Source organism: Paenibacillus sp. FSL H8-0260 (assembly GCF_045040625.1).
In the GTDB taxonomy this organism is placed as follows: Bacteria; Bacillota; Bacilli; order Paenibacillales; family Paenibacillaceae; genus Paenibacillus_AQ; species Paenibacillus_AQ odorifer.
Genome location: NZ_CP150298.1, coordinates 3,677,543 through 3,701,226, shown reverse-complemented (window position 1 = coordinate 3,701,226; position 23,684 = coordinate 3,677,543). Strand labels below are relative to the sequence as shown.

The 23,684-nt window shown below is 48.8% G+C and carries 18 protein-coding genes and 2 pseudogenes; 4 read left to right on the top strand and 16 right to left on the bottom strand.

The annotated features are described in order from the left end of the window. Positions 1-875: 875 nt before the first annotated feature. The 13 genes and pseudogenes from MHI51_RS16370 to MHI51_RS16310 form a co-directional block, all read right to left on the bottom strand. Positions 876-1,694, bottom strand: a complete 819-nt coding sequence (locus MHI51_RS16370; protein WP_405173103.1) for an alpha/beta fold hydrolase — start codon at positions 1,692-1,694, stop codon at positions 876-878. Between the two features lie 23 nt (positions 1,695-1,717). Beyond that, positions 1,718-2,980, bottom strand: a pseudogene (locus tag MHI51_RS16365) (NADP-dependent malic enzyme); the annotation flags it as partial. A gap of 8 nt (positions 2,981-2,988) precedes the next feature. Then, positions 2,989-4,389, bottom strand: coding sequence for a M20 family metallopeptidase (locus MHI51_RS16360; protein ID WP_076217613.1), 1,401 nt, complete (start codon positions 4,387-4,389; stop codon positions 2,989-2,991). 16 nt (positions 4,390-4,405) lie between these two features. Then, positions 4,406-5,830: an aspartate ammonia-lyase gene (gene aspA, locus MHI51_RS16355; protein ID WP_076217614.1), complete on the bottom strand. Its 1,425-nt coding sequence runs from the start codon at positions 5,828-5,830 to the stop codon at positions 4,406-4,408. Positions 5,831-5,994: 164 nt separating this feature from the next. Beyond that, positions 5,995-6,876 (bottom strand): DMT family transporter, encoded by an 882-nt coding sequence (locus MHI51_RS16350; RefSeq protein WP_076217615.1) that lies wholly within the window; start codon positions 6,874-6,876, stop codon positions 5,995-5,997. A 43-nt stretch (positions 6,877-6,919) separates the two neighbouring features. Then, positions 6,920-8,338, bottom strand: coding sequence for a M20 family metallopeptidase (locus MHI51_RS16345; RefSeq protein WP_076217616.1), 1,419 nt, complete (start codon positions 8,336-8,338; stop codon positions 6,920-6,922). Positions 8,339-8,363: 25 nt separating this feature from the next. Further along, positions 8,364-9,788 carry an amidohydrolase gene (locus tag MHI51_RS16340; RefSeq protein ID WP_076217617.1) on the bottom strand — a complete coding sequence of 475 codons (1,425 nt, stop codon included), beginning with the start codon at positions 9,786-9,788 and terminating at the stop codon, positions 8,364-8,366. 20 nt (positions 9,789-9,808) lie between these two features. Further along, entirely contained in the window at positions 9,809-11,104 is a 1,296-nt protein-coding gene (locus tag MHI51_RS16335) for a CapA family protein (protein ID WP_076217618.1), read from the bottom strand. Between the two features lie 30 nt (positions 11,105-11,134). Next, entirely contained in the window at positions 11,135-12,118 is a 984-nt protein-coding gene (locus MHI51_RS16330) for an ABC transporter ATP-binding protein (protein ID WP_076217619.1), read from the bottom strand. Between the two features lie 9 nt (positions 12,119-12,127). Next, on the bottom strand, positions 12,128-13,111 hold the full coding sequence (locus MHI51_RS16325) for an ABC transporter ATP-binding protein (protein ID WP_076217620.1): 984 nt from the start codon (positions 13,109-13,111) through the stop codon (positions 12,128-12,130). A 24-nt stretch (positions 13,112-13,135) separates the two neighbouring features. After that, positions 13,136-14,032 carry an ABC transporter permease gene (locus tag MHI51_RS16320; RefSeq protein WP_076217621.1) on the bottom strand — a complete coding sequence of 299 codons (897 nt, stop codon included), beginning with the start codon at positions 14,030-14,032 and terminating at the stop codon, positions 13,136-13,138. 16 nt (positions 14,033-14,048) lie between these two features. Further along, entirely contained in the window at positions 14,049-14,996 is a 948-nt protein-coding gene (locus MHI51_RS16315; RefSeq protein WP_076217622.1) for an ABC transporter permease, read from the bottom strand. 25 nt (positions 14,997-15,021) lie between these two features. Beyond that, complete coding sequence (locus MHI51_RS16310) at positions 15,022-16,614, bottom strand: ABC transporter substrate-binding protein (RefSeq protein WP_076217623.1); 1,593 nt, start codon at positions 16,612-16,614, stop codon at positions 15,022-15,024. A 206-nt stretch (positions 16,615-16,820) separates the two neighbouring features. Here MHI51_RS16310 and MHI51_RS16305 point away from each other — a divergent pair, with 206 nt between their 5' ends. Beyond that, complete coding sequence (locus MHI51_RS16305; RefSeq protein WP_076277580.1) at positions 16,821-18,638, top strand: GAF domain-containing protein; 1,818 nt, start codon at positions 16,821-16,823, stop codon at positions 18,636-18,638. A gap of 162 nt (positions 18,639-18,800) precedes the next feature. Here MHI51_RS16305 and MHI51_RS16300 read toward each other — a convergent pair whose 3' ends face one another. The 3 genes and pseudogenes from MHI51_RS16300 to MHI51_RS16290 form a co-directional block, all read right to left on the bottom strand. Beyond that, entirely contained in the window at positions 18,801-19,391 is a 591-nt protein-coding gene (locus tag MHI51_RS16300) for a TetR/AcrR family transcriptional regulator (protein ID WP_254848813.1), read from the bottom strand. 115 nt (positions 19,392-19,506) lie between these two features. Next, positions 19,507-20,908, bottom strand: a pseudogene (locus tag MHI51_RS16295) (MFS transporter). Positions 20,909-21,360: 452 nt separating this feature from the next. Further along, positions 21,361-21,735, bottom strand: coding sequence for a helix-turn-helix domain-containing protein (locus MHI51_RS16290; protein ID WP_076217626.1), 375 nt, complete (start codon positions 21,733-21,735; stop codon positions 21,361-21,363). 152 nt (positions 21,736-21,887) lie between these two features. On the opposite strand from MHI51_RS16290, the gene MHI51_RS16285 reads away from it, so the two are divergent. The 3 genes from MHI51_RS16285 to MHI51_RS16275 are packed head-to-tail and all read left to right on the top strand — an operon-like array spanning position 21,888 to position 23,683. Further along, positions 21,888-22,085, top strand: a complete 198-nt coding sequence (locus MHI51_RS16285; RefSeq protein WP_076217627.1) for a hypothetical protein — start codon at positions 21,888-21,890, stop codon at positions 22,083-22,085. Further along, positions 22,075-22,926 (top strand): DsbA family protein, encoded by an 852-nt coding sequence (locus MHI51_RS16280; RefSeq protein WP_076217628.1) that lies wholly within the window; start codon positions 22,075-22,077, stop codon positions 22,924-22,926. Before MHI51_RS16285 ends, MHI51_RS16280 begins: the two co-directional genes overlap by 11 nt. Before the next feature lie 13 nt (positions 22,927-22,939). Further along, a complete protein-coding gene (locus MHI51_RS16275; protein WP_341164793.1) occupies positions 22,940-23,683 on the top strand; it encodes a pirin family protein in 744 nt (247 codons plus the stop codon). The last annotated feature ends 1 nt before the right edge of the window (position 23,684 follow it).

Below are 23,684 nucleotides of genomic sequence, written 5' to 3'. Positions count from 1 at the left end.
TTTAAAGCTTAATACTCGTTTTAGATAATACGATTACTAAATAAGAATCAATTGCTAAGGAAAGGGCAGTTATTTTGAACAGGTTTGAACATTGATTAGATATCAGTAATGGATAGTTAATTAGTAATATTATGGAACTAATTGGTTGCTTCCATTAATTTATACACTACTTCCTCACAAAACCCGTATTTTGTACATATGTCTATGAATAGTATTTCAGCTTGGGAATACCTGCTTTCGCTCGTTATGCTCTAAGGACACAATTCCTCCTCATTAATGAGACGACATTTTTTTTAAGGTAGGCGACCTTTCCATCATTCAGATAAACCTCTTCGGTAGAATATCGATTTATTGATACCTCGCCTATTTTTTCTCCATTAGTGTATTCAATATACGGAGTAATCCAATCCCAAAACAACTTGATTTCTTTATCGTAATTTTTAAAATTTGCTTGGGTATTTATATACCATCTGTCACCATCAAGCTCAATTTCTGTGTACTTTTCGTTATTAAAATAAGCAGACGTGCAATTGAATTATACTTTTATGTCGATTTGCGAAAATGTGGGCACTTTTGTGTATTTCTCAGTGACACAATGTACCTACACAACTCCTCTTATTGTTGATATTTCAATACTCACTATGTAGGATTAGGAGGATTTGTGTCACTGGACTGGGGATAAAATGGCAGCCAATCGATCAATGTATTCACTACACAAAAACCACATTCCATATTATACCATTCGTACAACACAAACTAAAACAGCCTTCTATTAGGTAGTAATAGGAGGCTGTTTTTAAACTACTAATTATTTGTATCCGGAATTTGCTTGAAAATCAAGTGGAGAGTTTCATTTCCTCTTACAAGGGTATAACTCAGCAATTTATATATCCGCTCTCAAGTTCATCAAGCCAATTGTTTACTAAGGCATTGAATATATTGGGCTGTTCTATTTGTAGATGATGTCCAGCCAAATCCAGCAATGAAAAAGCTCCGTTTGGATATTCATCCAATATACCCCATGCATCCTTGTATCCGACAATATGGTCATGACGACCAGTAATAATAAGTACAGGATACTCGTTTATCGTTGTATCAGTGTCCATTTCAAATGTGAACCCGTATCCATTGTTGCGGACTTGAGTTAAAAATGAGTGATCCGCTTTTCTTGAGGGTAAGAGAATTTCGCGATTAAACCTGACCCATTCCTCTTCTCCCTGAATAACGGACACGGCAGCAAATTCAGAGGCATCTTCCAGGGGGAGACGCGACAGCAATGAACTATCGGCCTTGATGACTCTTTTCTCCGGCAAGTTTCTTTTCGACGGTTCACTTACAATTACTGGTGCAATTAAGAGCATGCCACGTACATCTTTTTGAAGATAATGTGCAACACCCCGTGCAATAAGGCCGCCGTATGAATACCCGAAGATCAAAAAAGGTTCATCAGGAATTTGTAAAGTTATGAAGTCAAGAACCGCTTGCAGCATATCATCTGAATTACGAATGTTTGCTTGAGCTTTCGATGCTCCCATTCCTGGTAAATCGATGTAGATTCTTTTCCAGCCCTGCCGTTTCACAAAATTCGGCTCTAGGCAGCCTGACATTACGCTGTGATCCAAAGACCAGCCATGCAAAATAACTACCGGGAATCCTTCACCTACAATTTTGCAGTTAATGACAATAAAATACACAGCCCTTCCCGTTATTATTTGGATTACGACACTCCATCCATTAAGTCTACAGGCATAACTCTCGCTTGCCCAGATGAAACAGCTGCTCTAATCACAGCAAACCTCACTCTCGCGACGACTTCTCTGTCCAATACAGCAGGAACAATATTCACCGGGCTTAATTCTGCATCCGGAATGGCTGAAGCTATGGCATAGGCAGCAGCAAGCTTCATCTCTTCATTAATGGAGGAAGCCCGGCAGTCCAGGGCTCCACGGAAAATCCCGGGAAAAACAAGGGCATTGTTGATTTGATTGGGGTAGTCACTGCGTCCTGTAGCGAATACTTGAACATAAGGCAGAGCTTCCTCCGGTGCAATCTCCGGGTCCGGATTGGCCATGGCAAAGACGATGCTGCCGGGAGCCATATACTGCACATCGTCAGCCGTAAGAACCCCTCCTCTGGACACCCCGATAAATACATCCGCATCCCTGATAACTTCCTTGAGCAGCCCAGGAATGGCTTCCACTTCTGGCCGCTCCGCCAGCCATTGCCACATGGGCTGAGAATAACGGCCGCCTAGTACGATAGCTCCTTCCCGGTCCACGGGGACGAGTCTGGTGACACCGGCTCTTAGCAGCATTCGGCATATCGCCATTCCCGCCGCTCCGATACCGTTGACGACAACGCGAATTTGATCGATCTGCTTGCCTGCCACCTTCAGCGCATTGAACAATCCGGCAAGCACCACGATCGCAGTACCATGCTGATCATCATGAAACACAGGGATATCCAACAGATCAGCTAATCGGCGCTCTATTTCAAAACACCTTGGAGAGCTAATATCTTCTAAATTGATCCCGCCGAATATAGGACTGATTCTTTGAATCGTACGAATGATTTCCTCTGTATCGGTAGTGTCCAGACAGATCGGAAAAGCATCCACCCCAGCCAGTTGTTTAAACAGCATGGCTTTGCCTTCCATTACAGGAGCGGCTGCATATGGCCCGATATCCCCCAAGCCCAGCACGGAAGTTCCGTCTGAGATCACGGCAACGGTATTCTTCTTGATAGTTAATGTGTGGGCCTTATCCGGTTCCCTATGAATTGCAGAGCAGACTTCTGCAACACCGGGAGTATAGATTCTTGCCAAATCCACACTGTTGTGTACAGTCTGCTTAGGCTCTACTGATAATTTCCCCCCTTGATGAGCTGCGAATATTTGCTCGGACATGCTGAAGCTCATGGTCCCTAGAATCCCGTTGTCCTTCACTCTTTCCAACCCCTTCACACTCTTGATGGTCTCGATTTTCTCTGCTAGACCGCTCTGCTTGCTGCTGGCTGCACTTCCGGCGGAATCAGTGACTGGTACACCTCTCCGTCCAACTGTTCCTTCAGCTCAGATTTCGCAGCAGCAATCACTGCGGGATGCTGCAGCACATGTATAGCTGAAGCAGCCAGCACCTTGCCTGCCAGCAGCATGCCTTTATGGGCTGCAGAAGATTTGCCCTGTGCCACCAGCTGCCAGCTATGCGGCTGGGTGCCGTATGCACAGGTGGTCACATAGACCTGCCCTGTAGGCACAATCCAGCTGACATCCCCCACATCTGTCGAAGCATACACATATCCCTGCTCCTCTGAATACGGCTGAAGCTGCTCCGACAGAATCCTTCCGCCTCCGTTCCGCACTATGCGCTTTTCTTCCGCCGAGAAGCTGTCCTGAATCCCCCGGGCAAACCGCTGCTCATCTTCTGTAAAAGCCGCACCACCGAGTTCAGTGAAGCACTGGTGCATCACCCGGCTTAAGGTGAAATTAGGAATCAGATCTGCGGAGGCACCATCCACCTGATGTTCTACACGGGTTCCGGTCATCATGGCTGCTCCACTGGCGATATCGCATACCCGTTGGATCATTTCCTTCACCTGGCTCATTCTTGGAGCACGGAGCTTATACAATACCGAGGCTTTGGCCTGCACAACATTGGGCGAGTGTCCGCCGGCATCCGTAATGGCATAATGCAGCCTTGCCTCAGAAATCAAATGCTCTCTCAGATAGTTGGCTCCTGCATTCATAAGTCCGACAGCATCCAGTGCGCTGCGGCCCAGATGGGGACTTGCAGATGCGTGCGAGCTGTTGCCCCTGAAGGTGAACTGGATCTGGCAGGTGGCCAGCATTCTGCTGTTATATGCCAGATTCTCATCCCATGGATGCCAGGTAAAGGCTGCATCGACATCCTTGAACAATCCCGCCCGCGCCATATAGGCTTTACCGCCGCCTCCTTCTTCAGCAGGACAGCCGTAATAACGGATGGTTCCCGGCAGGCCGCTTCTCTCCAGATAATGCCGGACGGCAACCGCAGCGCCAAGCGAGCCTGCACCCAGCAGATTATGTCCGCAGCCATGTCCGTTTGCACCTTCTTGCAAAGGTTCTTTGAAGGTTACACCGGCAACCTGGCTCATCCCTGACAAGGCATCAAATTCACCAAGTATGGCGATTATAGGCGCCCCCTTGCCGTAAGTGCCCACAAAAGCCGTTTCTATCTCTCCCGCGCTTCGCTGAACACTGAAGCCCTCTTCTTCTAGTACCTTGCATAAGACCTCCGCTGAGCGGTGCTCCTGGTAACGTGTTTCGCAGAAGTCCCAGATTTGATCACTGGCCTCCGTGAGCTTCCCTTGCTTCTGGTCGATGATATCCGATATAAATTGATAATAATCCATAATCCTCACGTCACTTTCAGCTATATTCCAAACGTTCCTTACCGGCAATGCCAGGTTCGGTCATTTGGTAGGGATCGAGAATCAGATCCAGCTCCTCCTCCGACAGCACATTGTACAGAAGGCAGAGCTCGCGGACGGACTTCCCGGTGGCAATTGCTTCATTGGCGATTCTTGCCGCCGTTTCATAACCCAGATGCGGGTTGAGCGCTGTCATTATGCCTACGCTCTGATCCACATAACTTCGGCAGCGTTCTTCATTAGCTTCAATTCCCTGCACACAGAGGGTGTTAAATACATCCAATGCCTGATTCATGATTGTTAAGGATTGGAGGAGATTGAATACAAGCACAGGCTCCATCACATTCAGCTCCAGCTGCCCGGCTGCTGAAGCCTGGCAGATCGTATGATCATTTCCCATGACCTGAAATGCCACCTGGTTAACCAGCTCGCACATCACCGGATTAACCTTGCCCGGCATAATTGAGGAACCCGGCTGCCGGGCGGGCAGCGTAATCTCACCCCATCCGGCCCGCGGGCCGGAGGCCATTAACCGCAGGTCATTGGCTACCTTTGACATATTGATCATGCAGATTTTCAGAGTAGCAGACACTTCAGTATAGGCATCCGTGTTCTGCGTAGCGTCTGGTAAGTGTCCCGCACGAATCAGCGGGAACCCGCTGATGTCCGCAAGCGATTCCACAGCTCTTACAATATATTGCGGGTCTGCGTTGAGACCCGTCCCCACAGCAGTCGCACCGAGATTCACTTCATATAGCAGCTCTTTCGTTCTGCTGATCCTCTGGATGTCCCGGCCCAGTACACTGGCATACGCCTGGAATTCTTGCCCCAGCCGGATCGGAACAGCGTCCTGCAGATGGGTGCGTCCCATTTTGATCACGTGATCGAACTGCGCTGCCTTCCTCTCGAATGCCGCATGCAGCCCGTGTAAAGTTCCAATTAGCTTCTCCAGCATGGAGAGAACCGCCAAGTGAATCGCTGTAGGAAAGCTGTCATTAGTTGACTGTGACATGTTGACATGAGAATTTGGGCTAACAACCCTATAATCACCTTTACGTCCACCGAGAAGCTCAATGGCCCGGTTCGCAATGACTTCATTCGCATTCATGTTAATGGAGGTTCCTGCTCCGCCTTGAATCGGATCAACGATGAACGAACCATGCCACTGTCCCGCTATAATCTCGCCTGCAGCCTGTATAATCACTTCGCCGAGTCTCGGCGTCAACTGCTTGAGCTCCATGTTCGCGGCTGCAGCCGCCTTTTTAACCATAGCCAGTGCAACAATCAATTCCCCGTGAATGCGGTAACCGGTAACCGGGAAGTTCTCCAGGGCGCGCACCGTCTGGATACCGTAATATACATCAAGCGGAACCTGTTTCTCTCCAAGAAAATCCCTTTCAATCCGAAATGCTTCCTCTGTCATTTCCTTGCCTCCTAGATTACTTGGGCGTTTGAGCTCTGCGGGTATGAAGCGTCATCGAGGTTCACTTCCCGCTATGGTTAGTCCGCAGTTCCATAGGACGGTACTGGGGCAACTATCCACAAGTGTGAGAAATGAACAAGAGTTATATCGCTCTATCTTCTTTTTTAGGGATCTTTGACTTTCGGCTGCCGGTTGATGCAATACAAGCTGAAGGCAATCAGCATTAGGCCGGCCAGTAGAAATCCGGTTAACGGCTCATTCAGCAGCAGCGCACCAAGGGTTACGGAAACTATGGGGACAAGGAACAGGAAAGAGGATATCTTTTGAAGATTGCCGGCATTCACCAGGAAGAAATACAGCATCCAGGATACAGCAACTCCAAACACGCTCGCGTACAGGAGGCTTATTAAAAAAGAGCCGTTCCATACAATGCCGCTCCAAGTCTCAGTAATGGAACCGGCACCCGTCAGCACCACTCCTCCAATTAAGCACTGCATGGCCGCAAGCCACATGAAGTCTACCCGGCCGCTGACTCTCTTGACGTACACCGTGCCTACAGACCAGCTGATCGCTGTACCCAGGGCAAGAAGCAGCCCAGCTGCAGATGCATTCCCGCTTAAGTTCTGGATACTTGCCACAGCAACACCCGCAAACCCCGCCAGAAATCCGGTCACCTTCAAGGCTGACATTTGGTCTCCTAACCACAGCCAGGCCAGCACACCAACCATAACCGGCTGTAAATATACAATCACTGCGAACATGCCGGAAGGCAGATAACGAAGCCCCATGATTTGTAGACCCAAAAATAAAATGACGTTCAAGACCGCAGAAAGAATATATATCTGCCAGTTGGCCTTCCACCTCAGTGCGCTCCGTTTGTGAACCATCAGCAGAAACAGGATCGCCCCTCCCGCCAAAGTCCTTATACCTGTAAACAGCAGAGGTGGAGCATAATTCAGTGCAATTTTATAGACCGGAAACGAAGCACCCCAGATCAAAATCAGCAGCATAACCAGCATAGCCGTACCGGCACGTGATACTTTCATTGTTCATTCCCCTTACTTGCTGTATCACCGCATTAACCAAAGGTTAGCGCTTAACAGGTCCTGGTGTTACGTCATCGGGGAAGGGGCATTTATAGGTTCTGCCGTTCAGGCGCAAGGCGTGCTCCCGCTGGGCTTCAGCCAGAACCTCTGGCTGAAGGAACAGTTCAAGTGCGGTAGCGCCAATGACCTTTCCTGCCTGCAGCATCCCTTTATGCCCTATGGACATTCCGCCCTGACTGACCACCTGCCACGTATGGAAAGGGGTCCCCAGTGCAACTGAGGTGACTTCACATTGAACCGTAGGCACCTTCCAGCTGACGTCTCCGACATCTGTGGAGCCCCAGAGCATGGAGGTCTGCGGATCGTATTCTTCCACCCGGTCTGCCAGCGCCTTGCCGTGCAGCCCGGCCGGCACATTGAATGTCCGCTCCTGACTAGTCAATGTACTGCGGATCGCTTCCGCAAACTGAAGCTCAGACTCATTATGAACCGGTCCGCCCAGCTGGACGAATTGCTCATACATCAGCTTCTCCAGCGTTTTGTTGACAATAAGCTCTGAGGAGCCGGAGTCGAATTGAATCTCAAGCTCTGTACCCGTCATAAGAGCAGCGCCCTTCGCCACATTGCATATCCGGTCATACAATTCTGCCAGATCTTCAGAACGTGGAGTGCGTAATTTGTACAGCACCTCCGCTTCCGCCTGGACTACATTGGGCGAGATGCCGCCGCTGTTGGTAATGGCATAATGCAGCCTGGCTTCAGGAATGATATGCTCCCGCAAATAGTTGCACCCCACATTCATCAATTCGACGGCATCCAGCGCACTACGGCCCAGATGAGGGGCCGCGGAAGCATGTGCACTGCGGCCCTTGAACTTAAAGTACACCTGGCAGGTTGCAAGAGAGGTATGATTGGTAACCTTGTTCCTTGCCTCCGGATGCCAGGTCAATGCAGCATCAACATTCTCGAACAGGCCGTTTCTGGCCATCAGGGCTTTGCCGCCCCCGCCTTCCTCGGCCGGACAGCCATAGAAGCGTACCGTACCGGCAAGACCATACTGCTCCAGGCAGTGCCGGACGGCGATCGCTGCGGCAAGCGCGCCCGTACCGAGCAGGTTATGCCCGCAGCCATGGCCGTTGCCTCCCGGGACTACCGGATGATTTGCGTTCTCTCCACGATGCTGGCTGAGCCCAAACAAGGCATCGTACTCTCCAAGAATAGCGATTACCGGCTTCCCGCTCCCGTAGCTGCCTACAACAGCAGTCCCGATATTGCCTGCGGCACGCTGGACCTCAAAGCCTTCCTGCTCCAGAATCTCCGCCATAAGTTCAGCGGACTGCTGCTCCTCATATCTGGTTTCGGCATACTCCCAGATCCGGTCACTTACAGAGATCAGCAGCTCCTGCTTCTGATCGATATACTCTTCTATAAATCTTAGCGTTTCCGCCTGTATTGGGGTCATCTATACCACTCCCATCAGATTGAATTTATCGTTTGACTGGACCGGGAACCACATCGTCTGCGATCGGACACAAGTAACTGCGGCCCGTAACCTTATGCCGGTGCTCCGCCTTAGCCTGTTCAAGCACTTCCGGATGCAGGAACAGCTTCAGCGCTGTCAGTCCCATCAGCTTTCCGGCATGGAGCAGTGCCTTGTGAGCCGAAGACGAAGCTCCCTGGCTAACCACCTGCCAGGTATGCAGCGGTGTGCCTAGGGCCATGGAAGCGACATAACATTGCACCATCGGCATCTGCCAGCTGACATCGCCGAGATCGGAGGAGCCCATGACCAGGTGGTCCTGCGGGGAATAAGGCTCCAGCCGGTCTGACAGGGCCTTCCCTTCCAGACCGGAAGGAAGTCCATCCAGCTTATCCTGTTCGGTCAGCGTCGTGCGGATCCGGGAGGCGAATTCCAGCTCAGCCGCATCAAAGTCAGGAACACCGATCTCCTGGAATACCGCATAGGCTGCCCGCTCCAGTGTACGGTTCATGATTAGCTCAGAAGCGCCGGAGTCGGGACGGATCACAAGTTCAGTACCGGTCATCAGAGCCGCTCCCTCGGCGATTCTCACAATCCGCTCATACAAATCTGCCAGCTGCTCGGAGCGGGGAACACGCAGCTTGTACAGCACCTCTGCCTCTGCCTGCACAACGTTCGGTGAAATTCCGCCTGTGTTTGTAATCGCATAATGAATCCGGCAGTCAGACTCCATATGCTCCCGCAGATAGTTGACCCCCATGTTGGTCAGCTCCACACCATCCAGCGCACTTCTGCCCAGATGGGGGGCTGCCGCTGCATGGGCACTCCGCCCCTTAAACTGGAAGTATACCTGGCGTGTAGCAAGCAGCGTAGCGGAATTAATATAATTGGCTGGACCGGGATGCCAGGTAATAGCCGCGTCCACCCCTTCGAACAAGCCCCGTTTAACCATCAGCCCCTTGCCGCCCCCGCCTTCTTCGGCAGGGCAGCCGTAGAAGCGTACAGTGCCGGACAATCCTTGGTCCAACAGGTATTGTCTCACCCCGATGACTGCCGCAAGGGCCCCGCTGCCCAGCAGGTTATGGCCGCAGCCATGACCGTTTCCGCCTTCCACCACCGGCTGCTTGCTGGAAAGGCCCTTTTCCTGGCTAAGACCGAACAAAGCATCATATTCACCCAGGATACCGATCACCGGGGATCCGGTGCCGAAGCTGCCAATTACCGCGGTTGGTATTCCTCCAGCGGCTCTCTCTACTTCAAAGCCCTCCTGCTCCAGAATTTGCGCGAACAGTTCTGCGGAGCGCGCCTCTTCATAACGCGTTTCAGCAAATTCCCAGATCCGGTCGTTTATACTGGCCAGGAGCTCTCTTTTATGCTCAATCGTTCCGCTGATATGCTCAATAGCTTCAGATCTAATTTCAATGGTACCCATGGCCGTCACTCCTAACCCTCTTATAGTAGCTCTACCTTTCCGGTTCCACCTGCAATCCGGATGTTCGTACCCATCGGCTTGGACAGCCTCTGTAAATCCTGAAGCGCTGCATCACTTGAAGATAACTCAGGCCAGCCCCGTTGGTAACGCGGCAGGCCGAAGCCCATTTCAATGGGGTGCAGCGTAATTTCGATAATCCGGCCGTTCTCCATGGTCCAGCGGGGTAGGAAGGACTGCCAGATCCGCAGATTGGCGGCCATTCCCCGGGTATCATTCTGCCCCCTCTGATCAAACGCATCAGCAGTTCCGTGGGAACTGTCCAGGCCAAACTTTGTATAATAATCAGCGGGCAAATGCGCCACCGTCTCATTCTGAAAGATAAAGTTTCCCAGGCTGTAGAAGATCGGTCTCTCTTTGTACATCTCCATCCCGCATACCTTATGCGGGCCGTGACCAATAACTGCATGTGCGCCTGTATCAATACAGGCATGTGCGAACTCGCGCAGGAAATCGGCCGGCTCATCTAGGTGCGCGCCTTGCATTTCATGGGTATGGATACTGACCAGAACAACATCCGCTTGCCTAGCCGCTTCCGATACCGCCTTAAGAATCCGCTTCATATCGCCGGCATGCGCTGAAGTAGCCACACCTTCCTTCTCACCGGCTTCGAAAATATAGCTCCCGAAGGGAAGCTGTCCCTCCGGCAAGGCCACACGGTAGCCGCTCTCCACAGCATAATGGTATTCAGCATTGATGCCGGTAACCTCCGCAATGGCCCGCAGTTCCTCCAGCCGTCGTGCAGTGACCACTTGCCGTATTTCATGCCGTAGCGGGTTGACCCCCGGCCTGCCTATCATATCGGCACGCTGCTCTCCGGCGGGCCACGACTCGTGAAAAGAGGACGTAACCGCGATTAATGCCACCCTACCGGAGGGGGTATCCAAATATTTGGGCTCCCCCGCTCTCGCCAGATTCTCTCCGCATCCGGCATGGACGAAGCCGTAGGCATCCAAATATTTAGCCGTCGCTTCGAGTCCGCCGTAGGAATAATCCAGGCTGTGGTTATTGGCCCAGGCGACCAGATTGAAGCCGTATGCCTTAAGGTCCGCCAGCACCTCAGGCGGAGCAATCGCCCAGGTGCCTCCGCTCACCGCCCCCGGAAAGCCTTCATACCTGTGCGTAGTGACTTCTAGATTCGTGAAGCGCACATCTGCCGATTGGATCAATTCAGCCAGAACCGTATACTTTACTCCCTGATTCGCCAGCCTCCTTGTAATGAAGCTGTCTCCGGTGGCTATGAAAGAAATACTTCCCATTTTAATCCCTCCCTGGCTTAAAACAGCCTGCTAATGCAGATGACAGCTTACGAAATGTCCCTCGGTTACCTCTTTATTCAGAGGGGCTTCCGTCTTGCACCGGTCCATGACATAAGGGCAGCGGGTATGAAAAATGCAGCCCGCAGGCGGGTTCAGCGGAGAAGGTAAATCCCCCTTGAGAATCACCCGCTCGCGGACCTCATTCGGCTTCGTGGCCGGTACCGCTGACAGCAGGGCCTGGGTATAAGGATGCAGCGGAGTCCTGATCAGCTTGTCTGTAGGAGCCTGCTCGACCATCTGCCCCAGGTACATCACGCCGATCCGGTCAGAGATATGCCGGACCACGCTGATATCATGGGCAATGAAGAGGAAGGTCAGCTTAAGCTCACGCTGAAGCTGCTGCATGAGATTGATGATCTGCGACTGAATGGATACATCCAGCGCAGAGACCGGTTCGTCGCAAATGATCAGCTTGGGATTCATGACCAGTGCGCGGGCCAGCCCGATACGCTGGCGCTGCCCTCCCGAGAATTCATGCGGATAACGATAATATTGATCGGCATTCATGCCCACCTTCTGCAGAATTTCCATCACCTTGTCTGTACGCTCCCGCTTATTCCCCATCCGGTGGATAATCATCGGCTCCTCCAGCGTAGCGCCAATCCGCTTGCGCGGATTGAGTGAGGAATACGGGTCCTGGAATACCATCTGCAGCTGCTGGCGCATCGGCTTCATCTCCCGCTCCGAGAGTCCAAACAGATCCTTGTTCTGAAAAATTGCCTGGCCTTCCGTTGGTTCAGTCAGCCGGAGAATGGTGCGGCCCATAGTGCTTTTGCCGCAGCCGGATTCGCCTACAACACCGAATGTCTCACCCTCGTACATGTTGAAAGAAATGTCATTAACCGCCCTGACCTGCTGGAGGGTTGCCCCTAGAGGGCTTTTTACCGGGAAATATTTCTTGACGCCCTTTACCTCAAGCAAAGGGCGTCTTGGTTGTTGAACGGTCATTGTCATCCGCCTCCTTTACTTGATTTGCTCATAATGCCAGCATCGCACCTTCTGGCCGTTGTCCGCCTCGCTCAGCTCCGGCATCCTCGACAGACACAGCTCATCGGCGTAAGGACAACGCGCGGCAAACCGGCACCCCTTCGGTACATTATTTAATGAAGGCACTGAACCCTTGATGACGTGAAGCGGCAAGGAACGGTCCCCATCCATATGGGGAATAGACTGCATCAATCCCTTCGTATACGGATGAAGTGGAGTGTCGAAGAGATCCTGCACATCTGCCTCCTCCACGATCTGGCCCAGATACATGACTACCACCCGTTTGCAGGATTCAGCAACCACGCCCAGGTCGTGCGTGATGAGAATTACGCCCATGTTAAGCTCCCGGTTCAGCTCCATAATCATGTCCATAATCTGTGCCTGAATTGTTACATCCAGCGCCGTTGTCGGTTCGTCGGCGATCAGCAGCTTCGGGCGGCAGGCGAGTGCCATGGCAATCATCGCCCGTTGTCGCATGCCTCCCGACAGCTGGTGCGGATATTCGTCCACCCGTCTCTCCGGGGAAGGAATTCCGGTCAGCCGGAGCATCTGGACCGCACGCAGCCGGGCTTCCTTCTTGGATACCTGCTGATGGATGCGGACCGCTTCTGCGATTTGATACCCTATCGTGTAGACCGGATTCAGTGAACTGAGCGGGTCCTGAAAGATCATGGCGATATCATTGCCGCGGATATCCTCCATCCCGCCAAGGGATTCCTTCAGCAGGTTCCTGCCCTCAAACAGCACCTCGCCTTCATAGCTGGCTGTGTATTTCTCGTCGAACAAGCGGAGAATGGATTGTGAGGTTACACTTTTTCCGCAGCCGGATTCACCTACAATGCCAACAATTTCACCTTCATTGACATGGAATGTTATTCCGTCAACTGCCGTTACCCTGCCTCGTTCTGTCTTGAAATGCGTTTTGAGCTCTTTGACCTCCAGCAGCAGCTGATTGTTCATGAATAGCCTTCTCCTCTCCGTGTTTTATTTTTTTACATTCTGCGTATGAGGGTCCAGCAGGTCACGCAGCCCGTCGCCGAACAGATTCAGCGAAAGCACGGACAGTACCATTGTTAAGCCGGGAAACACCGTCATCCACCACGCCTTCATGATGACCAGCTTGCCGTCATACAGAATATTGCCCCAGCTGGGCGAAGGCGCCGGAATTCCTGTACCCAGGAAGCTGAGTGAAGCTTCCACGATGATCGCTTCGGCAAAAATAAAAGTGGATTGTACAATCAGCGGAGATAGCGTATTCGGTGCGATATGCATCCATAATATCCGGCTGCCGGAAGCCCCTTGTGCCTTCATGGCTTCAATATAGGTCTGCTCCCGGACGACAATCGCCGAAGATCGGACAGCCCGGGCTACTGCTGGAGTAAAGACAATGCTGAGCGCAATAATGACATTGGTGACATTGGCTCCGAGCGCGGCCATCAGTGCGATGGAGAGCAGAATACCCGGGAAAGCCATAAGCCCGTCGCAGATTCGCATTAGAATATTGTCCAGGAACCGGTAGTAGCTGGCGTACAGGCCAATCACAAGCCCCATGGCTGAAGTGGCAAGTGCAACGGCAAATCCTACCCCCATGGATACCTGGGCACCGTAAAGTGTCCGGCTGAATATATCGCGTCCAAAGTTATCCGTGCCGAACCAATGGTTCGTATCCGGCGCCTTCAAGCGGTCTGCAACAGTCATTTCATAAGGGTCATACTTGGTGATGTATGGAGCCGCAATTGCGGCAATGACTAGAATCAGGACAATAATAGATCCGAACACCATAGATTTATTCGCAAGCAGCCTCCTCATCATCAGGCTCCGGTGCTGTTTTTTCATATGGACTTTCACAGTTTGCTGATTCATATTCTCAATTGCGTCCATTTCATGCCCTCCTTGCTTAGCCATTTAACCGGACTCTTGGATCTATGACGCTGTATAGCAGATCCACCAGCAGGTTGATAAATACAAAAGCTACGGTAATAAATAACACAGCTCCCTGGATGACAGAATAATCACGACGCTGGACAGAGTTGACGATCAGCTGGCCGACTCCAGGGATATTGAAGATGGTTTCGAGAACCGCAGCCCCCGCAACCAGCCCAGCAAAGGTCTGACCGATGACTGTCAATACGGGCAGGAATGCATTTCTCAGGGCATGGCGGTAGATCACGCCTCTTTCCTTGACCCCCTTGGACCGGGCTGTCTTGATATAGTTGGCATTCAGCACCTCCAGCATCGAGGAACGGGTCATCCGGGCAATAAGCGCAGCTGTAATCGTGCCGAGCGCAGTAGCGGGAATGATTAAATACCTGAAATGCGTCCATAACCCGTCACTCAGCGGCCTGTATCCGGCAACCGGCAGCCATTTCAGATTGACTGTAAAGATCAGCACCAGGAACAGGCTAAGTAGAAAGTTTGGGATCGACAACCCAAGCAGTGACAGACTCATTAAGGACTGGTCTGTTGCTGTACCCCGTTTCCGTGCAGAGATAATACCGATTGGAATCGCTATAACAACTGCAATCAATTGAGCCATAATTGCTAATGAAAGCGTTGGCCCAAGGCGGTCAAAAATCGCTTCCGTAACCGATTGCTGCATGAAATAGGAATAACCCAGATTACCTATCAGAGCATTGCCAATCCAGTGAAAGTACTGTTGGTAGAGCGGCAGATTCAGACCAAGCTGGTCGCGCAGGGCCGCCACTTCCTCCGGTGTTGCTTCGTCTCCCAGCATGACTGACGCCGGATCACCCGGCGTCAAATGAATAATCATGAATACGAGCAGCGAGACGATGAACAATACCGGCAGTACAGACAACAGGCGTTTAATCAAATATGCTTTCACTCCGTACCGCCTCCTTGACTGAAAATTACTTGTAGACCTTGGTATTCCACAGCACAATTCCTTCGAAATCGTGGTACCCTTCAACCTTCGAGGTTGTTGCTGTCAAGGTGTAGAGATCACCCAACTTAATGGTCGGCAGATAATCCCACACGGTCTGTTGAACATCTTTCCAGATCGCCTGCTCTTCCTCCTCTGATGCAGCGGCGTTCATCTTGCTGAGCCCTTCCGTAATGGCCGGGTCATTTGTCCAGCCGTAATAGTTCGGATTTAAAGCCGAGATTTGGGAGGGTGTTACTACGGAGGTATAACCGCCAAGATTCAAATCCCATTCAGCGGACTCGTTTAACTTCGCTACGAGCGTAGGCCAATCATACACAACCAGGTTAATATTCATCCCTGCTTTTTCAAGCTGATCTTTGATTACAACGGCCTGATCATAGATATAGCCATATTCACGGGTTGCCAGCAGGCGGATTTCTTCGCCATTGTAGCCTGCTTCCGCCAGAAGAGATTTGGCTTTCTCCGGGTCTTTCTGGTTGAAAAGGCCTGCTTCCGGTTCCACGTACCAGTCGCTCTGCTCCTTCAGCATGTACGATTGGTCAATGCGGTAGAACTCCGGAATGCCCGGATTCGCCATGAATATATCATCGATATTCAGCGCCGCATTTACGGCCTGGCGCATTTTCAAATCGGTAAACAGACCTTGCTTCTTATTGAAGTTCATGCTGATGTTCGTTGTCATTACCTGGGTTGTATTCAGGCTGGAATCATCCTTGATGCTGTCATAGTTGTCGGCTCCAAGCTGACTGGCAACATCATACTCTCCCGACTGTAAGCCAATCATGCGGGTGGAGTCCTCAGAGACAAAGGAGAGGCGGATATCCTTAACTTCAGCCACCTTCTTGCCACCAAGTCCGTCTGCTTCCGTATCAAGCGGTTGATAATCATCGTTTCTGGTATATGAAATATATTGATCCTGTTTCCATTCTACGAACTTGTAAGGCCCGGTTCCGATGAATGCCTTAATACCGGAACTCGGGTCGGCACTCTTAATGACTTCAGCAGGCATAATAGCCGGAAATTGCTTGTAGGTTGCCATTACTAGCAACACATCCAGAGAAGGTTTATTTAATGTCAGGACAACGGTATAATCTCCATCCGTTGTGAATCTGCCATCTCCGATGATTCCTTGTGCAGCTGTTGATAAGGTAATCCAGCGATTCATGGAGGCTACAACATCTGAGGAAGTCATCTCTTTCCCGTTATGAAAGTGAATACCCTCGCGCAGCTGGAAGGTGTACACGAGACCGTCTTCACTCTTGTCCCAACTTTCCGAAAGCATTGGGACCACCTGATACTTAGAATTCAAGGTGAGGAGTGTTTCAAAGATTGGACGAGCAGCATCCTTGGTTGCACCACCTGTAACCATCTGCGGGTCTAGCGTGGACGGCTGAGTCGGATAAGCAATTCTTAATTCATCACTTAGCGCTGCACCGCCGCTATTGCTTTCCGAATTGCCGGTTGCTGCACCGGAACCGGAATTCGAACCGGAAGAACTGCAGCCATACAGAAACATCATTACCGCCATAATCATCAGCAGCATCGTACCCTTTTTCATTGAAACGCCCCCTTTAATAATGTTTAATGATATGTCAGAAAAACTATCATAAAAACAAATTTACTCTGACTTGTCTTCATTCTATAGATTTATCGACAATTTTCTATGTTTAAAACCTCTAATTTAGTATAGAATATATGTATGTTACCTCTATAATCTCGATTTTAATGTCATGTATTCTAACGCAATGGTGAGGAGATGTCGAATTGAATCCGAAAGCAAACCCTGTCATTTCCAGCAAGCTGCTGTTCAGCAGCAGTGAATTCAGAAATATTATTGAAGGTATCCGGACACTCACCTCAACACTTAACTACGATGAGTTGTTGAACAGAATCCTAGAAATTGCTTTGACAGTCATTCCCCTCAGCACAAGCGGAATCTTCCGCTTATTCGACGAGAAACGGCAATTGCTGATTCCACTGGCTTATGTGGGGAATATTGCAAGCTCGCTGCTGCATAATACACGCAGAGGTGAATCATTGTCGGGAAAGGTATTTGATGATGGGATTGCTAGGATTTACAATATGAACGATATGCTGGATGAACTGGAGCACCTGTCGCCGGAGAATCAGAACTTCCGTAATAAGCTGCTCACCGATGAACAATATATTGCCCGTTCCATGATTTCTGTTCCGGTTACCATACGGGGAGAACGAAGAGGGACATTAACGCTGCACCGGTTTGATGATGAGGGCTTGTTCACCGCCTATGATCTAGAATTACTGAAAGTATTTGCCGATCAGGTAGCTATCGCTGTGGAGAATGCAAAGCTGTATAGCGAAGTTCAGAATGTATTGCAGGAGGTTACGGAGCTGAGCGGCCAGATTCAGGAGAACAACCAGATTTTGCAGAAACGCCTGGAGGTTCATGAGGCCTTGACTGCTTTGTCTCTGAAGAACAAAGGCATACATGCCATTGTCAAAGAGCTGAACCGCATGATCAAAATGCCGGCGTCCTTCGTGGATATGCTCAACAAGCATTCCCATAACGGCAATTCTCAGCAGATACAGCTTGAATTTGATGATATTGCAGGGCTTTGGGATACCGAGGATCACGTACCGCTTACAATCAGCTTCCATGAACAGGAATTTTATCTGCATCCCGTTACTGTCGATAAGGTGCTGCTGGGGTGCATCATGGTCAGGCTTACCGGACCGATTGCCAGCATGGACATTGTGACTCTTGAGCAATCCAGCTCGCTGTTCGCCTTGGAGATGATCAAGAAACTCAGCCTCACTGACATTTACTATAAGGAGACTAAAGAAATCTTCACTAAGTTGCTGCAGAACCAGAATGACGATGCGCTGATGGCCAAGGGAGTTGAATTAGGTCTTGATTTCTCCGGGTACATGTCGGTTTCTATACTGGAGATAACCGGTCAATTTGAGCTGTATCAGACAGAAATTAACATCCAGCGGCTTGTGTTCAAGCTGAACGAGACTTTTAATAGCACACCCCATATGGCGTTTGGACTTCATAATCAAGTAATCATGCTAACTTCCTTCCCCCATGCTGCAGATGCCGAATGGGTTAAACAATCCATGGAGCGTATGATTCAGGAGTGGCGGTTCAGTTCAAGCAAGTACGTGCTGAGTGCAGCAATGGGTACCCCTTACAAAGGCATAGTCAATATTGCCAAAAGCAATACGGAAGCTCAAAAAACCCTGCACTATATGTTCAGCAAGCAGCAATCTGGATGTATTCAATATAAGGATATAGGTATCAACCGGTTATTCCTTGGACAGGATGTCTCCGAGATCCACCAGTTTATCTCAGACATCCTTGGCCCTCTGGAAAGCACACCGGGTCATAGTAGCCAGTTGGAGCAAACCTTGCACATTTATATGTCTGAGGATAAAATTGCAATCAATACAGCAGCGGTGCTTGGTATTCACATCAATACGCTTTATCAGCGGCTCAAAAAAATCCAGCAAGTGCTGAACATACGCTTCGACAATAAAGACGATATGTTAAAAATTCAAATGGCTTATCATCTCAAAGATACCTTTAACCAAAAGCATTAGCACGGGACGAATAGAGTAATGAATATAACATCTTCAGCAATTACACAATGAATACAAAAAGAGACGTATTGGCAAGCACTGCTCCATTCGGATCAAGGCTTGCAATATACGTCTCAGGATCGCTTCACTACGTTACTCCTATTTTCATAAAACGGTTGCTCTTTAAGGCGCCAAGCCTCTAGTAAATGTCTTCACACTCTCCGCAATAAATGATTCAAGTGATATATGAGGGAAAAACCCGCCGTTATCCAGGTTGTTTAGGAAGGTCCCATAATTCATTGAAATGAAGGAGTACGCCTGAAGCTCTGGATTCGTATCAATTAGCTTCCCTTTTTCGAACATAACCTTAAAATAATTCGATAGTATCTCCATGAATTGTCTGGGGTGTTTGATTGTTCTTTCATGAAATCCCGGTAAATTGTCTATCTCTTTAATGCTGATCATAATCATTTTGCGGTTACGGTTCATGATTTCATGATAGGTTCGACTGATCAATAACAAGTCCGTCTGTAAATCCCAAATCAGTTTTTCATTAAATAGCTTTGTCATTTCTTCAGCATAATGAAAACGGTCAAATGCAGCTTCGAGCAGATTTTGTTTGCTGCCAAATTGCCGAAACAGTGTTTTTTCACTGAGTCCGGCTGTCGCAGCAATTTCCTGGGTAGTTACTCCTTTGTAGCCTTTGCTTGCGATTAAATCGATTGCTGCCAATAGCAATTTATCACTAGTGCTTAAAGTGCTGTTGTTGCGCAACTTTCCCACCTCATTTTGTAGCCAGTTCGTACCGACTGTCATTCCTCGCGATAATAGCCCTTCACAAAAGAAATGTCAAGGCAACCGGCGCACACCTGAACCTCATTAATACCGGTTACATTTGGCCCTTTTCCACACGTTGGGCTGTATTCATTTTCGAACTGCGGCCGAATAGAACGAAATATAAAACGGCCATTACAGCAACCAGCAACGCAAGCGCAAGGAAAATATTGCTGTATACGAAAGCAGCGCTATTTGTCGGCAGCGGGTTTAAATGAATAGTTGGGGTACCAAAGTCAAGAATCTTCCCAATAGTCGCTGTGGATACAGCTGCAGCAATGAAATTAAACATCGATAACAAGCCCATACCAATTCCGATTTGCTCCTTCGGCAGTGTTCTTGAAATGGTGTTTGACAAGGCAATCTGCATAAACGATTGACCGGGAACACTTAAGATTAGGAATAGGGAAATAAATATAGGTGACATGCCTACAACGGAAGACAAGCACAGGAAACCAATGATAAGAAGGGCGGCGGCTGTAGACAACAGAAAGGAATTACCTTTTTCATCAGCTAACTTACCGCCTTTACGTCCCATATATGCGGTCACAAGGGCAGATGGCAACATAATGAGCCCTGTTACGGCTGCTGACAAATGGTTTACTTGTGACAGCAGTTGCGGCACCATAAAGGGAACGCCGAAGCCTACTGCAGTCAATACGAAGGTAATGGCTAAACCGAAGGAATAAGATTTGTTTTTAAAAACAACCAGCTTTACGAACGGATCAGCAGCATGACGAATACGTAAGATGAACAAGATCAATAAAACAATTCCGGTTACAGCATAACCTATACCTCCATTGGTTAACGCAAGCAGCAGAGTAGCTACTGTTCCTGCTAACAGAATTCCGCCAATAAAGTCAATTTTGCTGGCACTCCCTTTTTCATTATCCAAATACTTCCGGTAGAAAGGTAACGTAAACAGTGAAAGCAAAGGAATTACAAAAAGGACTTGCCAATTCAATGCGCTGGACACCAAACCAGCAATGATCGGACCAAGTGCAGCACCAAGAGCTGTTCCGATAGCGGTAGTGCCTAACGCACGGCCGCGTTTTTCAGGTGGAAAATAACGAATGGGTATGATCATGGCCAGCGCAGGAATGACGGATGCCCCAACTGCCTGTAAGATACGTGCGGGCGATCATCATCCAATAAGCGGAGGCCAAGATCCCCGCTAAGGAGCCGGCTGCTAAAAAGATGAGGCCAAAGGTCAGTAAGTTCTTCAAGCTGTATTTGTCTGTCAGTTTGCCGAAGGTGACAGTTCCTATTGCGTATACAATCATATAACCGGTCACCATCCAGCTCACTTGCGACGGTGAAATTTGAAATTGTTTGCTGATCACCGGAAGCACCACATTAAACATCGTTCCATTCATAACGGAAATGATCAGTGTAAAGACCAGAATTCGCATTAAGCGCTCACCGTTATTTTTTTGAATACTATCTGTAGTTTGCATAAGTTTGCCTCACTTCTAAAAGGTAATATATTTTCGTTAAGTACAAAAAAACTCGCTCCTCCTTCTAACAGGATAAGTCTTTATGTAGAATTGGATCGATTCCTGCCGATTGAATTCACACTTTTATTCCAAAAGATAGTACGCTTATAGTTCCCCTTTCACCTCAAGTATGTCTGTCAGTACTTACTGACATTCGAAAAGATAATATCCTCTTTTATATATAGTGTCAAGCCAAAACGAAATAGCAATGAATTCCTAACGTTAGACAACCGTTAGGCAATTTAAAAAGGCTGCCGGTAAATAGCAGCCTTACACAGTCCTCTATCGCCTCAAGTCCGAACCGAAATTGAAGTGAATCACATCATATGAGGAAATAGATCCCTTTTTTTGTAATTTTACATCCTTTTCGTGCTTTATTATAAAGTTATATATTCAATATTTTTTTACCACAATCAATCGAAATTCAATATTTCATTCTCCTCGGCCCTTTTCTCAAGTTCCATCTCTTGCATGAATTGCAGGTGCTTGGTACCCCATTCATTCATAACTGCCAACACGGGCTCCAGAGTTAGACCATGTTCTGTAATAGAATACTCCACCTTAGGCGGAACTTGCGCATAGACATTCCTTTTAACGATATGCTGCTCCTCCAGCTCCCTCAGATGCAGTGTGAGCATACGCTGAGTGATCTCTGGCATTAAGCTTCTCAGCTCACTAAACCTTTTGGTGCCTCCTTTAATCAGATGACGCAGAATAAGGGGTTTCCATTTTCCCGTTATGATTTCAAGCACAGGAATCACGCGACATGCTTCGAATTCATAATCCATTTTGAGACCTCCATTAGTACCTTTTTTGATACTATACCACAATTTTGTGCTTACTTCACAATTGGGATGCATGGGTACATAATAACTTCATAGACACCAAATGAGGCTGGTACAAACGTTGTTTCAATGCAAACATAAGGAGGCTTAACATCATGGCGCAACAGATTGATATCGCTGAATACGAAAGTGCTGCTCCCCGGCTTGATTGTGAAGATGATGATGCTTTACTTAATAGCAGTCCCTCTAAGCTTACTCTAATCAACTGGGATAATAAAGAAGCGATTGGTTGTGATCTTAACACTGGTGTTTGTTCACGGATAGAAGAGGAGCAGAAAGAAAATGAAGATTGAAATCATAGCATTTACCGATCCGTTTTGTGTATGGTGCTGGGCATCCGAGCCTATAACCTATCAATTAAAAGAACGTTATCGCGAGCAAATTCAATTTAAATATGTTATGGGTGGGCTAACGAAGGATATGTCTGCTTTTTACGATGCTCAGAATCAAATCGGAAGCACAGCGCAGGTTGCACCCCACTGGAGACTAGTATCAGAAAAAACGGGTCAACCCAGTGATGAACGGGTCATGCTAGATATTACCGACCCCCATTTTTCCACATGGCCTTCCAATATCGCGGTCAAAGCAGCGCAGATGCAAGGCAGTTCCATAGGTGATGATTATTTGCGGAGACTGCGCCGGGCTGTTCATACAGAGCGGAAGAAAATTCAGGAACATGATGTTTATATTCAGTTGGCAGATGATATACCAGGCCTTGACGTCGAACAATTCAAACGGGATCTGGATTCAGGGGCAGCTGAGAAGCTTTTCGAAAAGGATTTGCGCATCTGCCGGATCTATGGAGTGACTGGATTTCCGACTGTAGCCATTCGCTTACTGGATGCGTTAGCCGGAGATAATTCGGATACTCTCCTGTTGAACGGATATCGTCCGTATGACACTTATTTACAGGTTTTCTCCAGGCTAGGGGCTGATTTAGTAGAATATGAGCCACGCTCAGTCCGCGAATTGCTTACGGACTATGGTCCATTGACCACTAAGGAATTGGCAAGTATTTATAACCGGGATTTAGCGGACATGGAAACAGATTTGCTCAATCAATCAGCCGATTTAGGTCTTACCCAAACTGATGTCAACGGACATGGACGGGTATGGGACTTAGAACAAATTTAAAGGAGGAATTTCCATGCAAGTACTCAAAGCTAATCAAGGGCATCAAATGGGGCAAGGCCTCTTTCAGCTTCGTTTAATGCGTCCGGGGTTAATCTGGGGAGATCCTTCGCTTGAAGATTATGCTTTTGGTCCTCTGAGCAGAATCGATCGTGGAATTCTGGGACCCGGTGCGCTTGTTAGAATGCATGAGCATAACAATGATGAGATTTTTAGCTATATGTGGAAAGGAAAGATGCTGCACGAAGATTCGGCCGGACACCGGATTGAAGTATCTCCTAACCATCTAATGATGATGAACGCGGGTAAAAGCTTCTTTCATGAGGAGTCCACACCGAACAGTACCGTCGATATGCTACAAATCTTTATCCGGCCGGAAAAGGCTGATCTTCCTTCGAAAGTTCAGTTCTTTGAGCGTGTTGTCATTCCTACAAACGGAGAATGGACATTGCTGGCAGGACCAAAAGAAGTTGAGGCTCCACTTGAAATTCGACAACAAGTAATCGTTTATGATGCCCATGCTAAAGCGGCAACAGAAATGCAGCCTCCCAGCATAGAGGGCATGGAACCTTGGCTTTATGTGATGGATGGAAGCATTTCAATGAATGATATTACAATAAATAAAGGAGATGCGGTAACTTATTCCCTCTCTGAAATGTCAACGATTCAAATTCTTGAGGACTCTTCTCTTGTGCTGTTCCTGGTTAAACTAGATGCTCCGATGACGCTGGCAGGACCTTTCAGTGGAAGAAAAAGATAAA